Annotated in this window: 21 protein-coding genes; 20 read left to right on the forward strand and 1 reads right to left on the reverse strand. The window is 43.4% G+C overall.

What is annotated here, in order from left to right; all coding sequences use genetic code 11:
• Nucleotides 1-14 precede the first annotated feature (14 nt).
• Nucleotides 15-1,040, forward strand: a complete 1,026-nt coding sequence (locus tag DWX57_RS08415) for a LacI family DNA-binding transcriptional regulator (protein WP_117550321.1) — start codon at nt 15-17, stop codon at nt 1,038-1,040.
• Nucleotides 1,041-1,052: 12 nt separating this feature from the next.
• Here DWX57_RS08415 and DWX57_RS08420 read toward each other — a convergent pair whose 3' ends face one another.
• The gene (locus DWX57_RS08420) at nt 1,053-1,973 is read right to left on the reverse strand and encodes a helix-turn-helix transcriptional regulator (RefSeq protein ID WP_118758499.1); all 921 of its coding nucleotides are present in this window, start codon (nt 1,971-1,973) and stop codon (nt 1,053-1,055) included.
• Nucleotides 1,974-2,263: 290 nt separating this feature from the next.
• On the opposite strand from DWX57_RS08420, the gene DWX57_RS08425 reads away from it, so the two are divergent.
• The 19 genes from DWX57_RS08425 to DWX57_RS08515 all read left to right on the forward strand — a co-directional run bounded on the left by DWX57_RS08425 (nt 2,264) and on the right by DWX57_RS08515 (nt 26,577).
• A complete protein-coding gene (locus DWX57_RS08425; RefSeq protein ID WP_117550325.1) occupies nt 2,264-3,709 on the forward strand; it encodes an ABC transporter substrate-binding protein in 1,446 nt (481 codons plus the stop codon).
• 84 nt (nt 3,710-3,793) lie between these two features.
• The gene (locus tag DWX57_RS08430) at nt 3,794-4,825 is read left to right on the forward strand and encodes a carbohydrate ABC transporter permease (RefSeq protein WP_120123631.1); all 1,032 of its coding nucleotides are present in this window, start codon (nt 3,794-3,796) and stop codon (nt 4,823-4,825) included.
• 1 nt (nt 4,826) lies between these two features.
• Nucleotides 4,827-5,711, forward strand: coding sequence for a carbohydrate ABC transporter permease (locus DWX57_RS08435; protein WP_243106203.1), 885 nt, complete (start codon nt 4,827-4,829; stop codon nt 5,709-5,711).
• Between the two features lie 24 nt (nt 5,712-5,735).
• Nucleotides 5,736-6,911, forward strand: a complete 1,176-nt coding sequence (locus DWX57_RS08440; protein WP_120123633.1) for an AGE family epimerase/isomerase — start codon at nt 5,736-5,738, stop codon at nt 6,909-6,911.
• Nucleotides 6,912-6,952: 41 nt separating this feature from the next.
• Nucleotides 6,953-8,131 carry a glycoside hydrolase family 130 protein gene (locus tag DWX57_RS08445; RefSeq protein ID WP_120123636.1) on the forward strand — a complete coding sequence of 393 codons (1,179 nt, stop codon included), beginning with the start codon at nt 6,953-6,955 and terminating at the stop codon, nt 8,129-8,131.
• A 129-nt stretch (nt 8,132-8,260) separates the two neighbouring features.
• On the forward strand, nt 8,261-9,286 hold the full coding sequence (locus DWX57_RS08450) for a glycoside hydrolase family 130 protein (protein ID WP_055224512.1): 1,026 nt from the start codon (nt 8,261-8,263) through the stop codon (nt 9,284-9,286).
• 437 nt (nt 9,287-9,723) lie between these two features.
• Nucleotides 9,724-10,671 carry a type I phosphomannose isomerase catalytic subunit gene (locus DWX57_RS08455; protein WP_243105863.1) on the forward strand — a complete coding sequence of 316 codons (948 nt, stop codon included), beginning with the start codon at nt 9,724-9,726 and terminating at the stop codon, nt 10,669-10,671.
• Nucleotides 10,672-10,709: 38 nt separating this feature from the next.
• Nucleotides 10,710-12,683 (forward strand): GGDEF domain-containing protein, encoded by a 1,974-nt coding sequence (locus DWX57_RS08460; RefSeq protein WP_243106204.1) that lies wholly within the window; start codon nt 10,710-10,712, stop codon nt 12,681-12,683.
• A 170-nt stretch (nt 12,684-12,853) separates the two neighbouring features.
• Nucleotides 12,854-13,729 (forward strand): DegV family protein, encoded by an 876-nt coding sequence (locus DWX57_RS08465; protein ID WP_120123640.1) that lies wholly within the window; start codon nt 12,854-12,856, stop codon nt 13,727-13,729.
• A 255-nt stretch (nt 13,730-13,984) separates the two neighbouring features.
• Nucleotides 13,985-14,395 carry an RrF2 family transcriptional regulator gene (locus DWX57_RS08470; RefSeq protein WP_015534709.1) on the forward strand — a complete coding sequence of 137 codons (411 nt, stop codon included), beginning with the start codon at nt 13,985-13,987 and terminating at the stop codon, nt 14,393-14,395.
• 109 nt (nt 14,396-14,504) lie between these two features.
• A complete protein-coding gene (sufC, locus tag DWX57_RS08475; RefSeq protein ID WP_004851768.1) occupies nt 14,505-15,254 on the forward strand; it encodes a Fe-S cluster assembly ATPase SufC in 750 nt (249 codons plus the stop codon).
• Between the two features lie 3 nt (nt 15,255-15,257).
• Nucleotides 15,258-16,664, forward strand: coding sequence for a Fe-S cluster assembly protein SufB (sufB, locus tag DWX57_RS08480; protein ID WP_055224519.1), 1,407 nt, complete (start codon nt 15,258-15,260; stop codon nt 16,662-16,664).
• Between the two features lie 14 nt (nt 16,665-16,678).
• Entirely contained in the window at nt 16,679-17,746 is a 1,068-nt protein-coding gene (locus DWX57_RS08485; RefSeq protein WP_120123642.1) for a SufB/SufD family protein, read from the forward strand.
• Nucleotides 17,727-18,944: an aminotransferase class V-fold PLP-dependent enzyme gene (locus tag DWX57_RS08490; protein WP_120123645.1), complete on the forward strand. Its 1,218-nt coding sequence runs from the start codon at nt 17,727-17,729 to the stop codon at nt 18,942-18,944. Before DWX57_RS08485 ends, DWX57_RS08490 begins: the two co-directional genes overlap by 20 nt.
• The gene (gene sufU, locus DWX57_RS08495) at nt 18,934-19,374 is read left to right on the forward strand and encodes a Fe-S cluster assembly sulfur transfer protein SufU (RefSeq protein WP_004851759.1); all 441 of its coding nucleotides are present in this window, start codon (nt 18,934-18,936) and stop codon (nt 19,372-19,374) included. Before DWX57_RS08490 ends, sufU begins: the two co-directional genes overlap by 11 nt.
• A gap of 165 nt (nt 19,375-19,539) precedes the next feature.
• On the forward strand, nt 19,540-20,652 hold the full coding sequence (locus DWX57_RS08500) for a sensor histidine kinase (RefSeq protein WP_330410615.1): 1,113 nt from the start codon (nt 19,540-19,542) through the stop codon (nt 20,650-20,652).
• Nucleotides 20,642-21,370 (forward strand): response regulator transcription factor, encoded by a 729-nt coding sequence (locus tag DWX57_RS08505; RefSeq protein WP_117550346.1) that lies wholly within the window; start codon nt 20,642-20,644, stop codon nt 21,368-21,370. The genes DWX57_RS08500 and DWX57_RS08505 overlap by 11 nt, the downstream gene beginning before the upstream one ends.
• Before the next feature lie 80 nt (nt 21,371-21,450).
• On the forward strand, nt 21,451-23,961 hold the full coding sequence (locus tag DWX57_RS08510; protein WP_119999924.1) for an Ig-like domain-containing protein: 2,511 nt from the start codon (nt 21,451-21,453) through the stop codon (nt 23,959-23,961).
• A gap of 138 nt (nt 23,962-24,099) precedes the next feature.
• On the forward strand, nt 24,100-26,577 hold the full coding sequence (locus DWX57_RS08515) for an Ig-like domain-containing protein (RefSeq protein WP_120123647.1): 2,478 nt from the start codon (nt 24,100-24,102) through the stop codon (nt 26,575-26,577).
• Nucleotides 26,578-26,717: the final 140 nt, after the last annotated feature.

The raw sequence follows: 26,717 nt of genomic DNA on the forward strand, positions 1-26,717 counted from the left end.
GAGAAGGACTAGTTATGGCAAAATCAGTAAAATTGGGAGACATAGCTGCCATTGTTGGCGTGAGTACCGTTACGGTCTCAAAGGCACTTTCAGATCAGAAGGGTGTCAGCGAGGAACTCAGAGCACAGATCAAACAGTTGGCAGATGAGATGGGATACCAGTCACCATCTGAGATCAGAAAGAAGACGGCAAAGAAAAAGTATAATATTGGTGTTCTCATTCAAGAGATATACCTTGGAAAGTATCCGTCGTTCTATTGGCAGTTATATCAGGTGCTTAACAAAAAGGCGGTGGCAAGAGGCTGCTTTACTATGCTGGAGTTTGTTTCCAGAGATAGTGTATTGAACGCTGAGATGCCTATGCTCTTGGAGGATGACAAGGTTGATGGAATAGTTGTTGTAGGTTCCATGGGTAAGGAATACCTGGAAAAGCTGGAGAAGACAGCCAAGGTTCCTATAGAGTATGTGGATTACTACGATAATTCGAGACCGATAGACACGGTTATAGCAAACAGTTTCTATGGAAGCTATATGCTGACTAATTATCTGTATGATATGGGACATAGAGATATTGCATATGTTGGCACGATAGGTTCAACGAACAGTATAACTGACAGATATTTGGGCTATATAAAGTCTTTGTTGGAGCATGATATTCCGTTCAGAGAAGACTGGGTTATTCCGGACAGAGATGTGAAGACGGGTCAGTTTGACGAGGAGAACTGTTTTAAACTTCCAAAGAATATGCCTACAGCGTTTGTGTGCAACTGCGATCTTGCGGCAGCTACGCTCATAAAGATACTCAATGCTGCGGGCTACAGAGTTCCTGAGGATGTGTCCGTTGTGGGGTTTGATAATTACATGTATCCTGGAAGCTGCGATATAGGCGTGACCACATACGAGATCAATATGCAGGAGATGGCAGAGAGAACCATGCATAAGATTATAAAAAAGATATCCAACGAAAAATATACTGATGGCATATTTGTCGTGGATGGACGAATCGTGGTAAAGGATAGCGTTGCCAGAATAGAACGATAATAAAACTACATATCAATTGTAATGCAAATCGGAAATAGACACCGGTGCAGCCTGCTTGAAAGACAGCGGAGTTGTACCGGTGTCTTTTTTGAACAGATTTATAAAATGGTTTGTGTTCTCGATTCCAACCTGGGATCCGACCTCGTGGACGGACAGATCTGTTGTGAGAAGGAGCCTTTTGGCAGCATCGATCCTGCGACTGTTGAGATAGCGCATAGGTGATTCACCGAAGTGAAATGAAAATTCTCTGCATATCCTGTATCTGCTGATCCTGTAAGTTGCCTCGAGGTCATCAAGCGACATCGGTTCGGCGTAGTTTGTATCCATCTGATTCTTTACCGATAAAAGATAAGAAGGCACACAATCCATCTTCTTGGATGAGTTTTCAATAAATACACATAATTCGGTCAGGATATCATTAAACCATTTGGAAATTCTGAAAATATCGGTGGCAGACAACTCCCCCTGGAGTCTGCTTATCAGTGAAAGATGGCTCCAGAGTACAGAGGCTCCGGCAGAGTCCTTTTTATAATATATGGATTCGGGGAGAAACTCGTGATACAGGCGAAGCGGAGCTCCGAGGATGAATGCCTCGTAGAAACGACACTTGCCGTTCGTGGCGTATGTTATTTCTGATCCTGCCTCAAAAAGCGCGGCTGTATTCTTGGAATATGATGATTTGCTGCTGCCCGATGTTACTGTAAGAGTTCCTTCATATATATAGAAGAAATGGTAGCACGGAATGAAAGAGAAGGTATAACTGCATGAATAAGCAAAAGAAATATCGCCGTTGGCCAGAAGATGAATCAGACCATCGTTAATCATTGATTCTTCATATGTAAAGAACGCACTGTGGAATCTTGCGTTCTCAATATCTTTCTGAATATTGTAACCTGACAGTACAGTGCAGGAAATTAATTCTTTAGCTAACATGCAAACCACCTCCTATCCATAATAATACAATTATTAAACAATCATCACAAGCTAAAAGCGATATAAATTAGTGGCTAATTAGCTAAAAAAACAATAAAATACTAATTAAAGATAAAAATATATAGATAAAATGTCTATATGATATTGAAAAAAAATAATGATAATGGTAAAATTAACGAAAAGTACAAAATACTGTGATTAAAAACAAAATTGAGTGATGACTAAAAAGTAAATTAATGTATACTTAATATAAAGTTAAAAACAAAGAAGGTTTTAAGGAGGACAAAACTATGAAATCAAAGCGTATTGCATGTATCGCAATGGCTGGTCTTATGGCAGCATCACTTGCAGGTTGTGGAGGCTCAGACAGCGATAACAAGGACACAACAGAGGCAACAAAGGCTGCCACAGAGGCAGCAGGAAGTGATTCAGCAGATGACACAACAGCTGATGCTGAGGGAATCAAGTCATATGCAGACATCCAGTTAGGAACAGACTTCACAGATCTTTCAGCGGAGATCAAGTTCTACAACAACAGAACTGATATGGACTCAGATGATTACGGCGGAAAGAACTGGAAGCAGTATCTTGAGGACTTCAACAAGGAGTATCCAAACATCAAGGTTGATGTTATCACAGATACAAACTATGCAGAAGATGCTCTTACACATCTTCAGTCAGGAAACTACGAGACAGTAATGTGTATCCCGGCAGTTGACATGGCAGACCTTTCAACATATTTCATGTCATTTGGCGATTATGATACAATGAGCAGTCTTGTAAATTACTCAAACAGATGGCTGTATCAGGGTCAGGTATATGGTGTACCTCTTACAGCTACAACACAGGGTATCGTATACAACAAGAAGGTATTTGCTGATGCAGGTGTAACAGATGTACCTAAGACACCAGAGGAGTTCATCGCAGCTCTCAAGGCAATCAAGGATAAGAATCCGGATTGTATTCCACTTTACACAAACTATGCAGCAGGCTGGACAATGGGAGCTTGGGATGATTATATCTCGATCACAGCAACAGGCGATGCTACATACAAGAACCAGAAGTTAGCCCATACAAAGGATCCATTCAAGAACTATGGCGACGATACACATGCTTATGCAGTATATAAGATCCTTTACGATGCAGTATCACAGGGACTTACAGAGGATGATTACTCAACAACAGATTGGGAGTCAAGTAAGGGAAAGCTCAACAACGGCGAGATCGGATGTATGGTACTTGGTTCATGGTCATACCCACAGATGGAAGCAGGTGGACCTAACGCAGACGATATAGGATACATTCCTTTCCCTATCTCAGTAAATGGTAAGCAGTACGCTTCATCAGGTGCAGATTACTGCTACGGTATCAACGTAAACGCTTCAGATGATGAGAAGCAGGCAGCTCTTGTATTTGTTAAGTGGATGACAGAGAAGTCAGGATATGCTTACAACGAGGATTCACTTGCACTTGTTCCTGGTTCAGAGTCAAAGATCTCATTCGATGGTGTTGACTTCGTTGCAGACGAGGCAGCTCTTGAGGGCGAGGAGGATTACCTCAACCAGCTCAACTCAGAGTCAGAGCTTAACGTAAGCAATGGTGGTAATGACAAGATCCAGGCCATCATCGAGCATGCTGCAAACGGCGACATGTCATTCGATGATATCATGGCTGAGTGGAACCAGAAGTGGTCAGATGCTCAGGAGTCATTAGGAATCGAAGTTACTGAGAAGTAATAAAGACTCTATTATAACAAGTAAGAATAAGCTACAGACCGGGGGGGGGATTGCCCGCCCCGGTTTATTAAAAAAGGCGGTGGAATGAGTATGGCTAACAAAAAACAATCCGGCTTTGGTAAATGGGCATCAAGCAGGAAGGGGCAGCAGGTTATAATATGCGCAGCCTTCGCAATTATCCCATTGCTTTTGCTATTAGTATTTACATATATACCATTCGGAGAGATGGTTAAATTTAGTTTCTACAAGATGAAATATACGACGCCTGTAGAAAAGAGAGAATTCGTAGGATTAGCAAATTATATCGATGTGTTCACAAGAAAAGACTGTTTCGGTGCATTAAAGCTCAGTTTGTATTACATCGTAGGAGCACTTGTACAGTTAGTGCTTGCACTTTTCCTTGCAACTCTTCTGAGTTTCAGAGTAAAAGGTGGTAACCTTTTCAAGGGATTTATTTTCTTCCCTTACCTTATCAGCGGTATCGCTGTAGGTTTCATTTTCAAATTCTTCTTCACAAGAGGATTCGTGTTTGACTCAATCCTTCAGTTGTGTGGATTTAGCTTAGACAACCTTCCATACTGGCTCAAAGACCAGAGTGTCAACAACTGGACACTGGTTTCAACCTCGGTCTGGAGATACCTTGGACAGATGATGGTTCTCTTCATTGGAGCTATCATGTCGGTAGATGCAGAACTTTATGAGGCGGCAGAGCTTGATGGTGCAAATAAATTCCAGCAGTTTAGATATATCATACTGCCAAGTATCAAGACAATCGTTACATTAAATGTAATTTTAGCAATAACAGGATCACTCAGTGCTTTCGAGCAGCCTTTCGTTATCACAACAGGTGCAAACGGAACAGGTACTTACTTCATCATCATGAACAAGATAGCACATACAAGCCAGAAGGTCGGTCTCGCTTCAGCAATGGCCGTTGTACTTCTCCTTATCATACTTATATGTGCTGCGCTTCAGAAGCTGTTCTTTGAGTACGTCTTCAAGGATTCAAGCTCAGATGATGAGAGTTATAAGGCAAAGAAGCTTCGCAAGAAACAGGAGAGGGATACCAAGAAATACATGAAGCAGATGGCTGCTTCTGCGAAGGGAGGCAAGTAACATGGCAAGAGGAAAGACAGATGTGCCAAGCATAGCACCAATAAAAGAAAAACGAACCGTTGGATATTATGTAAGAGGTTTCCTCAAGTACTTTGTACTCATATTATTCTCACTGTGTGCGGTTGTACCTCTTATATCATGTGTTACAACAGCCTTCAAGACAACAGATGAGTATAAGGCTACTTCAGTAATGAAACTTCCTGAAAGCTTTCTGAACTTCAGCAACTTTGTAAAGGCATTCGCGACTGCCAACATGGGACGTGCGTTCATCAATTCGGTCATAGTTATGATATGTGTACTCCTTGTGTCAGTAGTAATAGGAACACAGCTTGCATATGTGCTTAACAGATTCAAGTTCCCGGGAAACGGCTTTATCAGAACACTTTTCCTTGTGGCATCATTGCTTCCTGCAGTTGCTATGCAGGTTACAGTCTACAACATCATGGGTGATCTGAGATTCATAGATCACTTATATGGTTACATCATCATGAGCTGTGGTACAGATGTTATCTCAATCTACATCTTTATACAGTTTATGGAGAACATATCAGTATCTCTTGACGAGTCAGCTATCGTGGATGGTGCATCATACTGGACTATCTACTGGAAGATCATACTTCCACTTCTTAAGCCAGCTATCGTTACAGCTTGTATATTGAAGGGCGTTGTAATCTACAACGAGTACTACGCTGCAAACCTTTACCTCATAAGCCCGGAGATCAAGACAATGGCTATCTCACTCTACAAGTTCGTAGGACCTATGGGAAGTCAGTACAACCTGATCTGTGCAGGTGTTATCATATCGATCATACCGGCACTTATAGTATTCATCTGCTGTCAGAAACAGATTTACAGTGGTATTACACAGGGTGCTGTAAAGGGTTAATAATTTATTAGAAGAAGAGAGTTCATGAATATGAGAAATGAAATTCAAAAAGAATTAATAGATGCTATCATCCCATTCTGGGAGGCCCTGAGGGATGATGAGTACGGCGGATTTTATGGGTATATGGATTATGACCTCAACCTTGATAAAAAGGCTGAGAAGGGTTGTATTCTTAACAGTAGAATTACCTGGTTCTTCGCAAGTGCGTATAAGGCACTCAAGGACCCGAAGCTTCTAGATGAAGCTGCTCATGGATATGAATTTCTGAAAGAATATTGTATAGACAGGGAATATGGCGGAATATATTGGTCCATGAATTACGATGGTTCACCCAAAGATACGACAAAACACACCTACAATCAGGCATTTAGTATATATGCCTTATCCGCCTATTACGAAGCTTCCGGTGATTCGGAAGCTTTGGACCTGGCCCTGCAGCTTTTCCATACAATAGAAGAGAAATGTACTGACGAAGGTGGCTATCTCGAGGCATTTACAAGAGAGTTCAAGCCAGAGTCAAATGATAAGCTTTCTGAGAATGGTGTTCTCGCAGAGAGAACAATGAACACACTGCTCCATGCACTTGAGGCTTACACAGAACTTTATAAGGTATCCAAGGATTCCAAGGTAAAAGAGCGCCTGGAATGGCTGCTCGATGTATTTGCTGATAAGGTATACAATCCGGAGCTTAAGAGACAGGAAGTGTTCTTTGATAAGGATTATAACTCTCTGATCGATCTGTACTCATACGGACATGACATTGAGACATCATGGCTTCTGGATAGGGCGACCGAGGTGCTTGGAGAGGCAGAGTATACAGAGAAGATTACAAAGATAACAGATATCCTTGCGGAGCAGATATATGAGCTTGCTTTCGATGGACATTCAGTTCTGACAGAATGTGAAAAGGGCGTGCCATACACGGTAAGAGTATGGTGGGTTCAGGCAGAATCAATAGTAGGATTTATAAATGCTTATCAAAAGTCGGGTGATAAGAAGTATTACGAGGCTGCTGAGAAGGTGTGGGAGTACATAAAGGAATACTTCATAGACAAGAGACCGGGATCAGAGTGGTTCTGGGATCTGAATGCGGATGGAACACCAAGAGTCGGACGTCCTATAGTTGAGCCATGGAAGTGCCCATACCACAACGGCAGAATGTGCCTTGAGATTATGAACAGACTCGCTGACGGCAAATAAATAGCATTCAATTGCTTTCAAATTATAAGGAGAATGCCTAAATGATGAATGAGAAATATTATGTAGAGCTTGACAAACTGAACAAGCTTCTTGAGAGAAAGAATAAGAAGACAGATTTCTATAATGGAATCTATGACAGATATGAGTACCCTGTACTCACAAGAGAGATGATACCTCTCACATGGAGATATGACTTAAACCCTGAGACAAATCCATACTTCATTGAGCGTCTCGGAGTTAACGCTGTCATGAACTCAGGTGCAATCTACCTGAACGGCAAGTATTATCTTGTCGCAAGAATAGAGGGAAATGACAGAAAGTCATTCTTCGGAGTAGCTGAGAGTGACAACGGTATCGATGGATTCCGTTTCTGGGATTATCCAATCCTTCTGGATGATGTATGTCCTGAGGAAACAAATGTATATGATATGAGACTGACACAGCACGAGGATGGATGGATCTACGGTGTGTTCTGTTCAGAGAGCAAGGATACAACTGTGAATGATCTCTCGGCAGCTGTTGCAGCAGCGGGTATCGTGAGAACAAAGGATTTAAAGCACTGGGAGCGCCTTGACAACCTCAAGACTCTTCGTTCCCCACAGCAGAGAAATGTAGTGCTTCATCCTGAGTTTGTAGATGGCAAGTATGCATTCTACACACGTCCAATGGATGATTTCATCGAGACAGGAAGCGGCGGCGGAATCGGATTCGGTCTCTGTGATGATATAGAGCATGCGGTTATAGACGAGGAGAAGATGACAAGTCTTCGTAAGTACCACACTATAACAGAGGCAAAGAACGGTGCAGGTGCACCTCCAATAAAGACAGACAAGGGCTGGATCCACATCGCACATGGTGTGAGAAACACAGCTGCCGGTCTCAGATACGTGCTTTATGCATTTGCGACAGATCTCAATGATCCTTCAAAGGTTATCGCTGAGCCATCAGGAATGCTTATCGGACCTCGCGGCGAGGAGAGAGTCGGCGATGTATCCAACGTTGTATTCACAAATGGCGCCATCGTAAACGAGAACAACGAGGTGTTCATCTACTACGCATCAAGCGATACAAGAATGCATGTTGCAACAACAACAGTTGACAGACTTATCGATTATGTATTCAACACACCATCTGATCCGGGAAGAAGTGTAGAGTGCGTAGCACAGAGATGTGAGCTTATCAAGAAGAACCTGGAGTTCCTTAAGAATGCCGACAAGTAAGAAAGTATAATATATGGGCTGCCAGATGAAACAGCACGTTGGTTAGTATGCCCTTTGCCTGTGCAGATACCATATAACGTGATAATAAAATAAAAAATCCGGCTAAGATGCCGGAAGAAAGAGGTACTTATGTCAGAAGTAAAAATGTTCAGCGAGCCTGTGCCAAACGTGCCATGGCAGGACAGACCGGCAAATGACAATCATGACGCTCCAATCTGGAGATATACAGAGAATCCTATAATAGGAAGAAACCCGGCAAAGGGTGTTGCAAGAATATTCAACAGTGCGGTAGTTCCATTTGAGGGAAAATTTGTCGGAGTATTTAGAGGCGAGCAGGTGAATGGAATTCCATACATCTACCTCGGAGAGAGCGAGGATGCTATCCACTGGAATATCAGCGAGGAGAAGATCAAGTTTGTTGATGAGAACGGTGAAGAGTTCATGCCTATATACGCATATGATCCAAGACTTGTAAAGGTAGAGGATACATATTATGCAATCTGGTGCCAGGATTTCTATGGCGCAGCGATAGGTATAGCAAAGTCAAAGGATCTCAAGACATTTGTGAGAATCGAGAACCCATTCCTTCCATTTAACAGAAATGCAGTTCTCTTCCCAAGAAAGATCAACGGTAATTTCGTGATGCTGTCACGCCCAAGTGACAGTGGACACACACCATTTGGTGATATATTCGTAAGTGAGAGCCCAGACATGGTTTACTGGGGTAAGCACAGACATGTCATGGGCAAGAGCAGCGAGTGGTGGGAGTCACTCAAGATTGGCGGCGGTGCAGCCCCTATCGAGACTTCTGAAGGATGGCTGTTATTCTACCATGGAGTAGCGGGAACATGTAACGGTTATGTATACTCGATCGGTGGAGCAATCCTTGATATCGACAACCCATCGATCGTTAAGTATCGTTGTGAGAACTTCCTTCTCACACCAGAAGAGTGGTACGAGGAGCGTGGATTTGTTCCTAATGTATGCTTCCCATGTGCTACTATTCACGACAGCGAGTCTGGAAAGATCGCCATTTACTACGGTGCAGCTGACAGCTATGTTGGCCTTGCATTCACAAAGCTTGATGAGATCGTAGATTATATCAAGTCACACAGTGTGGTAACAACTTCTGATACCGAGATCGGTAGAAGATAGTTAGTTATAGATCGCTATGAGCCCCTACTCATACGCGGCAATTGTATTAATTTTTTCTCATTTCCCAAGGCGGTGCCCGCCGCCTTCGGGGCCCCTCTAAAAAGAAATGTAATGGCAGGTGATTGCCAAAACTTTTAGACTATGACAGCCTGGCAGTAAGCCGGGCTGAATTTGATTCTGAGGGTTTTGGCAATCATAAAAACTAAAAAGGCAGAAAAAAGACTGTAATATGTAGAAAAAGGCAACAGATGCAATAAAATAGCAGTTACATACATTATCATGGAAATGACGAGTGAAGAAGTCATGGTCAGTGTAAAAATGTGATTTCTTCACCGTCTTATATAGAACAGGCAATTGGGGAATGGTGTAATCAGTAACAGGTGTACACCGTACGGATATGCACACAATTGCCGTACGTCAAAAGGAGGAGAATGACAATGAACAAGGAAATACTTTTTTTAAATCCCGTGTTTACGCACAATATCTGGGGCGGTACAAAGCTCAGAGAAGAATACGGATATGATGTTGAGGGCGATGATATAGGCGAGTGCTGGGGAGTTGCGGCACATGAGAATGGCAACTGTACAGTGAAAAATGGCGAGTTTGCAGGTCATACGCTTGCCGACTTATGGGACAGCCACAGAGAGTTGTTTGGCGGCATAGATGGTGTCAGATTCCCACTGCTTATAAAGATAATCGATGCAAAAGATGATCTGAGTATTCAGGTGCATCCGGACGATGCATACGCAGCAGAACATGAGAATGGTTCATTTGGTAAGATGGAGTGCTGGTATATTCTTGACTGCAAGGAAGATTCAACACTTGTAATCGGTCATAATGCAAGGACAAAGGAAGAATTATGTGATATGATCGAAGGTAAGAAATGGAAGGAATTTATCAGAGAAATCCCTGTTAAGAAGGGTGATTTCATTCAGATAGATCCCGGTACAGTACACGCGATCAAAGGCGGAATCACACTTCTTGAGACACAGCAGAACAGTGACATCACATACAGAGTTTATGATTATGACAGACTGAGCAATGGGAAGCCTAGAGATCTGCATGTAAAGCAGAGCATAGACGTTATAACAGTTCCTGCAAAACCGGTTGAGGACAGCATTATAAGTGTAAGGGCAGATAAGGCAAATGAACTCTGTGAGCTTATAAGATGTAAGTATTACACAGTATACAAGCTGGATGTTGAGGGAAAGGCAGAGCTGAATGTGGGCGACAAGCCATTCCTTATCATGTCTGTAACCTCTGGAAGTGGAACAGTGGATGGAAACGCTATAAAGAAGGGTGATCACTTTATCCTGCCAAACGGATACAGCAATCCAGTATTTGAGGGCAATATGGAGATCGTGGCATCCACAGTCAGCAAGTAAGATCCCGCCTTTGGAAGAGAATGTCAAGGGGGATAGTTATGAAGAGAAAGACGATAGGTGTTCTGGTAGGCGGAATCACGGATGATTTTACGAGGCTGCTCTGTCATGGGGTTATAGAGAGAGCAAAGACACTTGATGTCAATATAGTTGTTATTCCGGGTAAGTTCCTTGACCGGGAATACTCAGAAACGTCAGATATATATTATGAATATCAGTACCAGACACTGTTCTCCTATGTTACAAAGGAGAATCTGGACGGCGTTATTGTTGCATCGAGTTGTATTGGCTGCTTTGCAACCAAGGAGCGTATCAGAGAATTTATGAAAAGATATCTGCAGATGCCGTGTGTGATAGTGGCTGCAGATGAGCCGGATCAGATTTGTGTCAGATATGACAATGGAGCAGGCATAAGAGAAGGACTCAATTACATGATTGAGGAACTTGGTTATACAAGAATAGGTATGATAGGCGGTCCGGACTCCAATTATGATGCAAAGGAGAGAAGGAGAACCTACATTGAGGCGCTTGAGGCTCATGGAATAGAGTTTGATCCGGAGCTTTATGTGGAGGGCAATCTTACATCGGAATCAAAAGAGGTTTTCAGAGATATTCTGGACAGAAATCCAGATATGCAGGGAGTGTTCTGCGTGAATGATTCCTGTGCATCTGGTTTTTATGAAGAACTTAAGGCGAGGGATATTCTGCCGGGAAGAGATATATCAGTCATGGGTTACGATGATATTGAGTGGGCTACACAGATATATCCGACGCTCTCGACTGTGCGCGCAGACGCGGGAAAACTTGGCTCAGAGGCTGTAAATCTTATGGTCAGGCTCATTGATGGCAAGCAGGTTGAGAGTAAGATACTTCCTACTGAGTTTATCAGAAGAGATTCATTTTGTAAAAAAGGCGGATCAAGAAAACGTAATAAGAATGTCATTGAGGGATATCTCTCAATGAACCATATGCTCTCAGAGCAGTGGGAAGAGCGGAATAAGACTCAGTTCAAGATGAAAACATTTATCCAGAAGGTCTTGAGCTTTGACAGAGGCAACGACAGAAGTTATGGAGAGATTCTTGGCACCATGGACTGGCTGGACATAGAGAATGCATTTATATTCTTATATAAAGAGCCAATAATACATCTGATCGGTGAGCCATTTGAACTGCCTGACCAGTTATATCTCAAGACTAAGGATCTTAAAGAGAAGGTCAGCAGTGTGATCACTGTGAACCAGAAGGTGTCATCATCAAATCTCTATGATTTTGAGAGCCTCGGTGTGGAAGGAGCTGGAATATATGTACTCTTGCCGCTGTATTCCAACGAAATACTCTATGGAGTTCTTCTGTGTGATCTCACGGAAGGAGTTCTGGTGAATGGGGAGTTTCTTGGAAACCAGGTCTCAGCTGCTGTCAAGATGATCAATCTGCTCAAGACGAACGAGGAGATCATGAAGCGCCTTGAGGAGAGTATGGCGATCCTGCAGAAAAACAACATTATGCTTGACAATCTGTCAAAACAGGATCCCCTTACAGGAATCATGAATAGACGAGGTTTCTTTGACAGATCATTACAGCTGCTCAAGGAATGTGAGGAGCAGAAAAGGACGGCTACGGTATTCTACGCTGATATGAACAGTCTCAAGATTATCAATGACAGATATGGACATGATGAGGGTGATTTCTCTCTTAAGACTATAGGAGATATTCTGATTGAATCTGTAGGCGATAATGGAATCGTAGGCAGAATAGGCGGCGACGAGTATTGCTGTCTTGTACTCGGCCTTAAGGACTCTGACGCTGCAGATGCATTTGCTGAGGAAGTATACAGTTCATTTGAGAAGTTTAATGAGCATTGTGATAAGCCTTATAAAGTGAGTGTATCGCTTGGAAACTGTCAGATCGTAGAATATAACAAGAAAGGCCTTCAGAATGCCATGACTATGGCAGATGAGAAGCTGTATGAGGTGAAGAAGTACAGGAAGAAGGATGTTGTTAAGGTTAAGAATTGATAATTTATATATTAAATAAAAGGTATGATCAGGTTGCGTTGAGTGCAGCTTGATCATACCTTTTTTTGTAAAATCTATGCTCCCAGAAAAAATGTCTAAAATGTATAAATACAGAAAAAATATCTAATAATACTTGTGTGATGCATATTGCGCATGGAGGTGTTGTTGAGATGAAAAGAAATGATCATGGATGGAAGCTGGTTTCGGATTCCGGCTGCAGTCTGCTTGTGCCGGATGGACCGGATGGACTGGCTGGAATAGATATAGATATAGATCATGCTGAGGTTCCGTTTGTAATATCTGTTGATAACACAGATTATATAGACGAACCGGGTATAGATATAGAGAAGATGCTTGAACATATTGCAAATTGCCGGTCAGGCGGAAGAACTAGCTGCCCTTCGCCGCATGCGTGGCTTGAGGCGTGGGGGGATGCGGAAAATGTTATAGCATTTACGTTGTCAGCTGCATTATCGGGAAGTTACAACAGTGCCATAGCTGCAAGACACATGGCACTTGAGAAGAATCCCGGCAGGAATATTGCAGTTATAAATACTTGTGGTGCCGGAACTATGCCTGGGTGTCTGATGCAGGCTGTAAGTGACGGTGTGGATGATGGGGATTCGTTTGATGTCATAGCGAAGACTGCAGAAAATATAGCGAGAAACACAAATGTCATGTTTGCCTTGGGGAGTCTGGACAACCTGATAAAGGCGGGCAGATTAAATAAGCTTGTGGGTTATGCGGCTCATAGATTTAATATATCCGCAATAGGTGTGGCATCACCTGGTGGACGAATTGAACTCAGACACAAATTCAGAGGTATGAAGAAGACATATGATAAGCTGATAGACACTCTCCGTGAGACGGGATTTGCAGGGGGAGAGCTGGTCATAAGCCACTGTATGAATGAGGATGGAGCAGAGAAACTGGGGCATCTTATCAAGGCTGAATGGCTTGACACGGATGTGAGCGTCGTACCTGCAAGCGGACTGTGCAGCTATTATATGGGAAAAGGCGGGATGATAATAACATATCATGAGTAGACTGCTGCACGGATAAATAATATAAAATGCTTGAAATAGACAAAATAATGAAAAATAATGGAAGGCTGCCGCACCTTCTATTATTTTTTGTGTATTAACCTATTGACATAGTAGGTAAATGGGAATATCCTATTTTTGCGAGTCAGATATTGACTTATTACGCCAAAAAAATGGCGGATGAGGGTGATGACTGGAATGACCGTGTATTTGCGGCTGGAATGTGATCACACTCATATGTAAGGAGGATTTACAGATATGGTGATTTCTTCAAAGGGAGAATATGCCCTGAGGGTCATGGCAGACCTTGCCATAAACCACGACGGCAGATTCATTCCGTTAAAAGAAATAGTTCAGAAAGAGGAACTGTCCCAGAAGTATCTGGAGAGTATAATGCGCATGCTGTCCAAGGCAAATCTGATAGAGGCAGCCAGTGGACATGGTGGCGGCTACAGACTCAAAAAAGCCCCTGAGGAATATACACTGTGGGAGATACTTGAACTCACGGAAGGTGGACTTGCTCCGGTGGCATGCATGAAGAATAGCGCAATGACCTGTGACAGATCCGGACAGTGCTACACTTTGCCGATATGGCAGGGACTGGCGGAGTTGATACAGGATTATTTCCAGGGTAAGACACTGGCGGATATAGCCAGAAATGTGGAATGAGCAGAGTAATTTGATACAAGCAAAAAGATAATTAAAGCGGGACAATTGAATCGCCGGATATAGAAGTGATAAAGCAATTGCCGGGCTTGGTATAAAAGGAGGCAGACTGATGTCAGATAAAAAATTATTGGAAGTTAAGAATTTACATGTTGATGTTGAGGATAAACAGATCCTTCACGGTGTGAACCTGGAGATCGGCAAGGGTGAGACACATGTACTTATGGGACCTAATGGAACCGGAAAGTCAACCCTTGGATATGCACTTATGGGCAATCCTAGATATACAGTCAGAGAGGGCGAGATATGGTTTGATGGTAAGAACATCACAGAAGAGGCTGTCAATGAGCGTGCAAAGGCAGGAATATTCCTCTCATTCCAGAATCCTCTAGAGGTGCCTGGTGTGACACTCAGCTCATTTATAAGAAATGCCCTTGAGCAGAAGACCGGCAAGAGAATCCGTCTCTGGGATTTCAAGAAGGAGCTTGAGAGAACCATGGAGATCCTTCAGATGGATCCATCTTATGCGGAGAGAGACCTGAATGTGGGATTTTCAGGTGGTGAGAAGAAGAAGGCAGAGATACTTCAGCTTCTGATGCTCAAGCCATCACTGGCAATCCTTGACGAGACAGATTCAGGACTTGACGTTGATGCAGTCCGTACAGTATCAGCAGGTATCGAGGAATACCAGAAGAACTGCAAGGGAAGTCTGCTTATCATCACACACAGCACCAAGATCCTTGAGTCACTCACCGTTGACTACACACATGTCATGGTTGAGGGCAAGATCATAGAGACTGGTGACGCATCACTTGTGGACAAGATCAACGAGTCTGGATTTGCAGAGTATGAAAGGATATAGAAGATGAAGGAAAAGACATATGTAGAGGACATAGACAGAAATATATATGACTTCAAGTATGATGACAAAGATGCCTATAAGCTTAAAGCTGGTCTCACACCTGAGATAGTTGAGCAGCTTTCAAAGGAGAAACATGATCCGGCATGGATGCAGAATTTCAGACTTGAGTCTTTACAGATATACAACAATATGCAGGTGCCTGACTGGGGCCCATCCATCGAGGGACTGGATATTGACAATATAGTTACTTACGTAAGACCAAATACCAAGATGAAGGGCAGCTGGGATGAAGTTCCTGAGGATATCAAGGATACATTTGAGAGACTTGGAATCCCTCAGGCTGAGAGAAAATCCCTTGCGGGAGTTGGTGCACAGTACGACTCAGAGCTCGTATATCACAATGTCCGTCAGGAGGTTGCGGACATGGGCGTTGTGTACACTGATATGGAGAGTGCACTCACAGGTGAGTATGCAGACATGGTGCAGAAGCATTTCATGAAGCTTGTCACCCCTCATGATCACAAATTTGCAGCACTTCACGGAGCTGTGTGGTCAGGCGGTTCATTTGTATATGTGCCACCTGGAGTAAAGGTTGAGATCCCACTTCAGTCATACTTCAGACTTAATGCAGCGGGCGCGGGTCAGTTTGAGCACACACTCATCATAGTAGATGAGGGAGCAGACCTCCATTTTATAGAGGGATGTTCGGCACCGAAGTACAATGTGGCGAACCTTCACGCAGGCTGTGTGGAGTTGTTTGTCGGCAAGAACGCAAAGCTCAGATATTCAACCATAGAGAACTGGTCCAAGAACATGTACAACCTGAACACCAAGAGAGCTCGAGTTGAAGAGGGTGGAACCATCGAGTGGGTATCGGGTTCATTTGGATCACATGTGTCATACCTTTACCCGATGAGCGTGCTCAAGGGCAAGGGCGCCAGGATGGAGTTCACCGGAGTTACATTTGCCGGTAAGGGACAGAACCTTGACACAGGAGCGAAGGTAGTTCATGCGGCACCTGACACAAGCTCATATATCAACACAAAGTCTATCTCCAAGGACGGGGGTATAAGCACATTCCGTTCATCAGTTGTAGTGACAAAGGAGGCTGAGGACTCCAAGGCAGCAGTTTCCTGCCAGTCACTTATGCTTGATTCGATATCACGTTCGGACACCATACCGGCCATGGATATCAGAACCAAGAAGGTAAATGTGGGACATGAGGCACAGATAGGAAGCATCAGTGACGAGGCTGTGTTCTACCTGATGTCCAGAGGAATGAGTGAAGAAGACGCGAGAGCATGTATCGTCAGTGGATTTGCAGACAATGTATCGAAGGAGCTGCCGCTTGAGTATGCTCTTGAGATGAACAACCTCATCCGTCTTGAGATGAAGGGCAGCATAGGTTAAGGAGGTGCGGTGACATGGAGAACAATAACGAGATGAAGATCAACAAGCTCCCGGCAAAGACATGGTACTGGCTTCGCATGAACGACACAGCACTTAACTGGAATCCGGACATGGCGGGATGCAGTGTGAAGATAGATGGCGGCAAGGAAGCTGATAAGCAGGCTTCTGATTTCGATGGAATAGAGACTGGTGCGGGAAGAGATGCGGACATACTCTTCGCACAGCAGGCAGCAGGAAGTGTACTCGTTGCGGACGAGACCAATAAAGGTCAGACAGTGCACGTGCTGATAAATGGAACCGGGGCAAATGGCAGCAGCGGTTATGCTTACGTGCAGGCAGATGCAGGTTCAGACATGACAGTCATAGAGACATTTGGCGAGAATGCGGAGGGTGGCAGCCTGGCATTCCGTACGCGTTTTAATATAGAGAAGGACGCACACATACGTCTTGTACAGATATTTATGCAGGATGAGAACACGACCATACTCAACGACGTGGGAAGTGAGTGTGCGGAGAATGGGCAGCTAGATGTGCTTCAGATATTTATCGGCAAGGGCAATCTGTACAACGGCGTGAGAACTGAGCTCATTGGTAAGCGTGCTTCAACCAACATGGATATAGGTTACCTTGGCCAGAAGAAGCAGGTCATAGATATCAACCTTGTGGTTAACCATATAGGCAAGAAGACCAACTGCAACATACAGGTGGATGGAACACTTAAGGATGCTGCGGAGAAGATATTCAGAGGTTCGATAGATTTCAAGACAGGTTCATCGGATTCGAAGGGCGCTGAGACTGAGAATGTACTGCTGCTCGGCGATGATGTGGTGAACAAGACTATACCACTCATCCTCTGTGCAGAGGAGAACGTGGAGGGCTCACATGGAGCGACCATCGGTGAGCTTGACGAGGACACTTTATTCTACTTCGCGTCAAGGGGAATAGACATGGAGACAGCCGAGGACATGATGACCAAGGGCAAGATGGAGGTCCTCTACCGCAAGATCCAGGACGAGAACACAGAGAAGCTGGTGGAGAAGCAGCTTGCGGAGGTAATGGAATATGACAGACAGGAATTATAGAGAGGATTTTCCTCTGTTGAGAAACAATGACACAGCTTATATAGACAATGCGGCCACAGCGCAGAAGCCACAGGTGGTCATAGACGCTGAGAGAGAGTTCTATGAGAAGAGCAATGCGAATCCACTCAGAGGATTCTATCCGCTCAGCCTTGAGGCTACAGAGTGTTATGAGAGTGCCAGGAAGGTAGTCAGGGACTTCATTCACGCTGACTCTGAGAAGGAGATAATCTTCACCAGGAATACCACAGAGAGCCTTAACCTTGTGGCATACAGCTACGCATTGAACAATCTGAAAGCCGGGGACGAGATAGCAGTCACCATCATGGAGCACCACAGCAACATGCTTCCATGGCAGATGGCGGCCAGAGTCACAGGTGCAACTCTCAGATATCTCGACTGCGAGAAGGATGGAACGCTGACTGACGAGACCATCAATGCGGGAATCAACGAGCACACAAAGCTGCTTGCTGTCGGACATGTGTCAAATGTCCTCGGATGTGTGAATCCGGTCAGAAAGATGGCTGACAGGGCGCACAGCTTTGGCGCGGTTGTCGTTGTCGATGGCGCACAGAGTACACCGCATATGGCTATAGATGTGCATGAGCTTGGCGCTGATTTCTTTGCATTTTCAGGCCACAAGCTGATGGGACCTATGGGAATAGGAGTGTTATACGGAAGACAGGAACTGCTTGACGCGATGCCTCCATTTATGTCAGGTGGAGAGATGATAGATTCGGTTTCAAGAGATGGTGCGGTATATGCGGAATTGCCTCACAAGTTTGAGGCTGGTACAGTCAATGCGGCAGGAGCTGCGGGACTTGCGGCTGCTATAGGCTACATCAAAGAGGTTGGGTTTGACTATATAGAAAAGAGAGAGCTGGAGCTCACGACCCGTGCCATGGAGGGACTTGCAAAGCTTCCTCACGTACATGTCATCGGTTCAGATAAGCCGGAGAACCACACCGGAATAGTGGCGTTCACCATAGACAATGTACATCCGCATGATGTCAGCGAGATCATGGCTGCGGATGGAATAGATGTGAGGGCTGGACATCACTGCGCACAGCCACTGCTTGTACATCTGGGTGTGTACAATACGACAAGGGCAAGTTTTATGTTCTACAATACAGATGAAGAGGTAGATGCATTTGTGGAGAGTGTCGCAAATGTGAGAAGGAGAATGGGATATGCAGAATAATATTCAAAACAGGAATTTTTATAATGAGATCCTTACAGAGCACAATATGAGACCTGAATTCAAATATGATCTTCCTGCAGCAAATGTTGTGCTGGAGGGTGTAAATCCCAACTGCGGTGATGACATCTGGCTTAAACTGAAGGTTGAGAACGGAGTCATCGAGGATGGATCATTCGTGGGAGACGGATGTGCTATATCCCAGGCGTCGGCAGATATAATGCTTGGAATGATCATAGGAAAGACCAAGGAGGAGGCCTTGAAGCTTGGGCAGCTCTTTCTGAAGATGATACAGGGAGAGGCGACAGATGAGGAGATAGACCAGCTTGAGGAGGCGTCTGCGCTCAAGGATATCGCACACATGCCGGCAAGGGTAAAATGTGCTGTTCTCGGATGGCACACCCTTGAGGAAGCTTTGAAGAATATATCATAAGGGGGGATTCCTTATGATATATTCTTTATCTGCATCTTAACTATAGGCATGATATACTTCACTTGAATGTGTGAAAGCGGGCGCCGCTGGTAAGATCTATGTCGTTTGTGACATGAGGTGTACTGGTGGCGCTTTCTTTAAAATAATCCAAAGGGATTGATACATATGAAAAAAATAAATATACAAAAAAGCATAAATAATACGGAGTGTAAATGTAAGGATGTTATAAAAAATGTGCTGTTGATGCTGGTTGTGATAGCCATAGGGGTTGGACTGTGTCTGATAATAAAGACAACATTTACTACAGACATATTGATACCGGCCGTTATGGTGTTTTCGGTATTTTTGATATCGGTGTTTACTGACGGGTATGTATATGGAATACTGGCATCTATAGTCAGTGTGATAATAGTGAATTTTGCATTTACATTTCCGTATTTCAAGATAGATTTCCTTATACCTGAAAATATCACATCGGCGATAATCATGATAGCCATAGCGTTTATCACCTGTGGATTTACAAGCAAGATAAAGTATCAGGAAATGCTCAAGAAAGAGAGTGAGATGGAGAAAATGAGAGCGAACCTGCTCAGGGCGGTATCCCACGATTTCAGGACTCCGCTCACAACTATATATGGTGCGAGCTCGGCCCTCATAGAGAACGGAAGGGAGTTCACGGATGAACAGAGGGAGAAGATGCTCAGGGGAATACAACAGGACTCCCAGTGGCTTTACCGTATGGTTGAGAATCTGTTGTCCATCACCAGACTGGATGGTGATATCAAACTTATAAAGACGCCCATAGCACTGGATGAACTTATAGATTCTGTGCTCATCAAATTTGCAAAGAGATATCCTGATCAGGAGGTGGAAGTCAATCTGCCCGATGAGCTGGTCATCATACCGATGGATGCCATTCTCATAGAACAGGTTATCATAAATATCCTCGAGAATGCAGTACAGCATGCGGAGGGAATGAAGAATCTGGCATTGAATGTGAAATGCGATGGCGACAGGGTTGTGTTTGAGATCCAGGATGATGGCGATGGAATACCGGAGGATAGGTTGAAACACCTGTTTGATGGCAGTCTTTTAGGAGACAGCTCCAATGAGGTGTCCGCGGACTGCAGGCAGAGAAAGAATGCCGGAATAGGTCTGTCGGTATGTGCGACTATCATAAAAGCACATGGCGGAGATATAAGCGCATACAATTCCGTGGAAGGCGGTGCAGTATTCAGATTTACATTGAAGATAGAGGAGGTTACGGATGAGCAATAACAAATATAAAGTCCTGATAATAGAAGATGAGCAGAATATCAATAATCTGCTGGATACTTTAATGCAGGCAAATGGCTATCAGACGATCATAGCCACATCCTGCGGAAGCGGTCTTATGATGTATGCGTCCCACAGACCTGACATAGTGATACTTGATCTGGGACTTCCAGATAAGGATGGAATAGCATTTCTCACGGAGATAAGAAAGACGGATTTCACGCCGGTCATAGTGCTCTCGGCGAGATCTGATGAGAAGGATAAGGTGGAGGCGCTCAACCTGGGGGCAAATGATTATGTGACCAAGCCGTTTGGCTCTGAGGAGCTGGTTGCCAGGGTCAGATCTGCACTCCGCACAGTGCTTTACCAAGCACATGACAGTGAACTGCCGACAGGGAAATTCCAGACTGGGGATTTGCTCATAGACTACGAAGCCAGACGAGTGTTCATAGGGGATGAGGAGATCAAGCTGACTCAGACTGAGTACAACATAGTCGATCTTCTGTCCAGACATCCGGGCAAGATGCTTACATACAGTTTCATCGTAAAAGAGGTATGGGGCTACAATGACATGGGAAGCACCAAGAGACTTCAGGTAAATATGGCGAATATAAGAAAGAAGTTCGGAGTGAAGCCGGGCAAGAAGAGCTTTATCATCAACGAGCTGGGAGTCGGGTACAGGATGTGCGATGACAGCGAAAAACTCATTGATAGTATTTGATTGTAGATTAATAAAATAAAGTCCGCTATACTGATTTTATGAAGTATAGCGGATTTTATTATTAAATCAGGAGGAGTGTTATGAAAGGGTACAGAAAAATCATGAAGGCTGTGGCGGTCATTCTTGCATTTGCACTGATATTTTCAGGTATGAATGTTCCGGGAACTGCGCTGGCAGCTACAACGGCGGCTACGGCAAAAAACACGGTTGTAAAGAGCATCACTGTGAGCAATCTGCCAGCCGGCACACTTACGCTCAAGGCGGGAAAGTCATTTGCTCTTAAGACAAATGTGGCGGCGAAAGAGCTGAAATTCGTAACCAGCAACAGAAGGATAGCAACCGTGACAACTGCGGGAGTGATCAAAGCAGGAAATGTAAAAAATGGGACAGCTAAGATTACAATGTCGCTGAAGGCTGATCCTAAGGTAAAGAAGGTTATTACGGTAACTGCAGGACGGCCTGTCACGAGTGTAAAGCTTACTAAAAGCAAGCTGACGCTGGTAAAAGGAAAAAGTGCTGTGGTAAAGGCTTCTGTTGGAACAAGCAAGGCAAGCAATAAGAAGGTCGTATGGAAGAGCAGCAATATAAAGGTTGCTAAGGTTAATTCCAGAGGACGGATAACAGCAGCCGGAGGCGGTTCGGCAGTCATCACAGCAGTAGCTGCAGATGGTTCCGGCAAGAAGGCGAGCTGTAAGGTATCAGTCAAGGCGTATGTAACTTCTATAAAGTTCAAAAAGGGCAGCGGTAAGATGTATGTGGGAAAAACAGAACAGTTAAACCCAGTCATTGCACCGGCAGATGCAACAAACAAGAAGTGTACCTGGAAGTCTTCGAATGATAAGGTCGCTATGGTAAGTTCATCCGGACTCGTTGTGGCTGTTGGCGCTGGAACCACAGTGATTACAGCAACAACTACAGACGGAACAAAAAAGACAGTAAAATATAAGCTGACAGTTCTAAATGCTGTGAAGATTGCTTCGGCGCAGGTGGATAACAGGCAGACAATAAATGTTACATTGTCATCTGCACAGAAGCTGACAGCATCAAATTTTGCTGTTAAAGTAAAGACCACATTAAATGGCGGCATATACAACAAGAGCATTCCGATTGAAAGTGTGTCTACAGGAGACAATAAAAAATACACGATCAGGTTAAACAAGGAGAACAGGCTTTCATCTTCGGACAGAATATGTGTGTACGTAAGTGGACTTATAGGAACAGGAACCGGTAAGGTGGAGACATATTATTCTGACGGAAAGTATAATAAGACATATTATGAAGCCAGAGCAATTGAGCAGAATGCGAATGTGAATACAGACGTTAATTTATCTGGCAGTGGCTACCTCAAGGTTTCTGTAAAGGACGTTCCGGCTGGAATGAGGTATACAATAGGTGGAATGCGTTCCAACTGTATTACTTTCACAGGGAAAATAACCAAGTCTGGCACATCAGTCACGACAATTACAGCAGTTGATGAGTATGGTAATACAATGACAACTATCGTAACATGGTGTGTATACAACAGCTCCGTGATATCAGCTTATTACAGCCCAAGGTATTATCGCACTCGTGGTGAAAGTGGAGCGGCTGTGCATGTAGCTGCTGATATAAATTCTGTAGCTGGTGGCTCAGGAAATTATATCTATGATATAGTTGGCAATACTTATGGTCTTGATATTTATAGTAATGGTAAATTGGAGGGTTACATCAATAAGGCTGGTACTTATAATATAAAAGTCAGGATAACGGATTCCGATAATGCCGGAGTCAGCACAACTGTAGACTGTGTGATAAATGTTGCACAGGGAATTACAGTATCGGGATATATCAGGGATGTGGCAGGAGAAGTATTGTCAAATGCATATATTATATTTACGAATAGGGACAAATCCACAGAGTATACATATTACTGTTATTCTGATGTAAAAAGAGATGGATCGTATTCTGTAGATATTGTTCCTGGGACATATGATATAGCTATATATTCGGGTTCGGACACAACATACATATATTCACAGCGGTTTACCGGAAACATTTCGGGAAGAAATTATTCGTCGGATGTAAAAAAGATATCCGTTAGATCAAAAAATAACGGATATAATATAGAGAATATCGGCACATGGTATGACGAGGATGGCAACAGCGTTGGAGCTGGTGCATACGTTTATCTGGCGCCTGGTACTTACAGACTTACAGGTCGCGGGGTTGCTTTAGCCGGAACTATAACCGCAACGATAAACCGCAAGACTTCATATGTTGTAGCAGATATTAAGACAGACTATGAGGAGATTGGTGATAGAACCTCTATAAATGCATCAGTGGGAACATACTATAGATTTGTTCCAAAGATGACGGCAGCATACTATATCTATTCAAGTTCTGGATCGGATAATAATCCATATGGACATCTTTATGATGCAGATGGAGAAGTGCTTACAATTAATGATGATGACAAGCAGGAGCATATCAGCACAGGAAATGACCACGATTTCTATATGTCATATAACTGTGAAGCAGGAAAAGTCTACTATATTAATGTTACACGAAACAGCAGTATGGTATATATAACCACAGAGTATCCTGGAAATTAAGAGGATACCCGTACGTCTTTTTATGTGGGTATGAATAATGCTCAATAGCATGTGCGAGATTGACAAGCATAATATATAATTTATAATATATGATATGGTGTATTAAAAGGTAATGTTACATAAAAAAGGAGGAAATTTATGAAAAAAGGGAACAGGTTTATGGCGGTCATTGCGGTGATCCTTGCATTTGCATTGACATTTACAGGTGTCAGCATTCCGGCAAATGCGGCGGCCACATCAACCGTCAAGAGTATCACGGTGAAGAATCTTCCAAGTAATACTCTTACACTCAAGGCGGGGAAAACATTTACACTGAAGACAAATACGACTTCAGGCAATCTGAAATTCTCAACAAGCAATAAAAAGATCGTGACAGTATCTTCTGCAGGCAAGATAAAAGCAGTGAAAAAGGGTAGTGCAAATATCACGATCTCTCTCAAGTCAAATGCGAAGATCAAGAAGGTGGTGAAGGTCACAGTCGGACAGCCGGCCACAAGAGTCAAGGTGAACAAATCTGCGTTGACGATCAAGAAGGGCAGGTCGGCAGTGATAAAGGCGACAGTAGGACCTAACACAACCAGCAATAAGAAGGTTATCTGGAAGAGTAGCAATTCCAAGATCGCAAAGGTAAGTGCTACAGGCAGGGTCACAGCGGTAAAAGGCGGAAAAGTGACTATCACAGCAGTGGCTGCTGACGGTTCAGGAAAGAAAGCAGTCTGCAAGGTAACAGTAAAGGCACCGATAACATCATTAAAATTCAGCAAAATAAGTGGAAGGCTGTATGTAGGCAAAACGATGCAGCTCAGCCCAGTTATAAAGCCGACAGATGCAACCAATAAGAAATGTGCATGGAGTTCTTCAAATGATAAGGTAGCCATGGTAAATTCTGAAGGAAAAGTATATGCGGTTGCTGCAGGAACAGCAGTGATAACAGCAAAGGCTACAGATGGCACAGGTAAGAAGGCGACATACAAAGTCACAGTTACGAAAGCGAACACCATAGCATCTGCAACTGTCAGTGACCCACAAACTGTGCAGGTTACATTATCGGGAAGTCAGAAACTTCCGGCTTCCAGTTTTGTTGTAAAGGCGAGCACGGTACTGAATGGAACATATAACTATACCATTCCATTGGACGGCGTGACGACAAAGGACAATAAAACCTACACCATAGCGCTGAGAAGAGGATGCTCATTAAGCGATTATGTGAGAGTCTGTGTCTATGTAGATGGACTGTATGGCACAGGTAAGTCAAGTATTGAGACATATTATTCCAAGGATCATTCAAATAGAAGGGTTTATATGACTTATGAACTTGAACAGAATGAGTCATTCAGCAGAGAATTTACAGTGGATCGCGCAAGAGGAATATGTAAAATTACTGTAGACAAGCTCCCTGATGGTATGAAATATGCAATAAAAACGGATGGAAGTAACGCGATCAGTTTCAGTGGAACAGTGAGAAAGACAGGAACAACGAAAACAACAATTAAGTCTGTTGATGAGCTGGGGGATATAGTTACATACATAATCACATGGAATGTCAGCAGTTCGTCGGTGATCGCGGCGTATTATATACCTCAATACGGCATGATAGGCACGGATGATAAATATTATTCAGTAAGTGTGAAGCCTGCATCTGTCGCAGGCGGTTCAGGGAAATACACTTATAGCATAGACGGGGATGACTATGGCTTGAGTGTTGATATAACAGGAAGGGTCACAGGAAAAATTTATCAGGAGGGAACATATAACCTGAAGGTAAAGATAACGGATGACAACGATACGAAGATCAGCACCACAGTTAACTGTGAGATAAATGTTAAAAAGGCAATCAAGGTTGAGGGGTATGTCAAGGATATAAATGGAAATAACCTGAACGGGGTATCGATCAAGTTCTACAATCAGGATAAAGCAACTCCTTATAAGCTTGCGTGGAATGGTGCTACATCAAGAAATGATGGCTCATATTCGATGGATCTGTTCCCTGGTACATACGAAGTGGTAATATCCATAAGAGATGACAGCACATATCTGTATAATCAGAAATTTGACAAGTCTGAGACTGGCAGAAACTTTGTATCAGATGTATTAAAACTTACTGTAAATCCTGACAATGCCAAGTATTCTGTTGATGATATCGGAGTATGGTATGATGAATATGACAGACAATGCGGTACAAATGGGTATGTTTATCTTGTCCCAGGAACATCATATACACTTAAGGCCAAAGGAATGGGTAAGCGGGGAGTGATAACTGCAAAGGTAGACAGAAAGGCAGTTTCAGTCACAGCAAAAATGTCTGAGGATGTGATCGAGATTGGCGATAAAACCTCATTTTATGCAGAAAAAGAAGAGTTATACAAATTTGTTCCAAAAACCACGGGCACATATTACTTCTATTCAATTTCGACAGGAGATCCGTATGGATATCTGTATGATGAGAACAGAAAAATTCTGGCAGCAGTGGATGATGTAAAGCACGACCTGTCAACTAATAAAAATGATTTTTGCATGAGTTATAAATGTGTTGCGGGCAAGACATATTATATATCCGTAATCAGATCCGCATGTGATGTATATATATCGACTACTAATCCGAAATCGGGTAATTAACTATTGGGGGTAAGTTAAAATAGGGGGACTGTATGAAAAGGTACAGAAAGATATGGCATTTGTTGCCATGTACACTGTATATATCTTCCGTTTCTCCGTGATCAGGTGAATAAGTTAATTTAAAAATATGGACAGGCTGT

Source organism: Coprococcus sp. AF19-8AC, assembly GCF_003603115.1.
In the GTDB taxonomy this organism is placed as follows: Bacteria; Bacillota; Clostridia; order Lachnospirales; family Lachnospiraceae; genus Coprococcus; species Coprococcus aceti.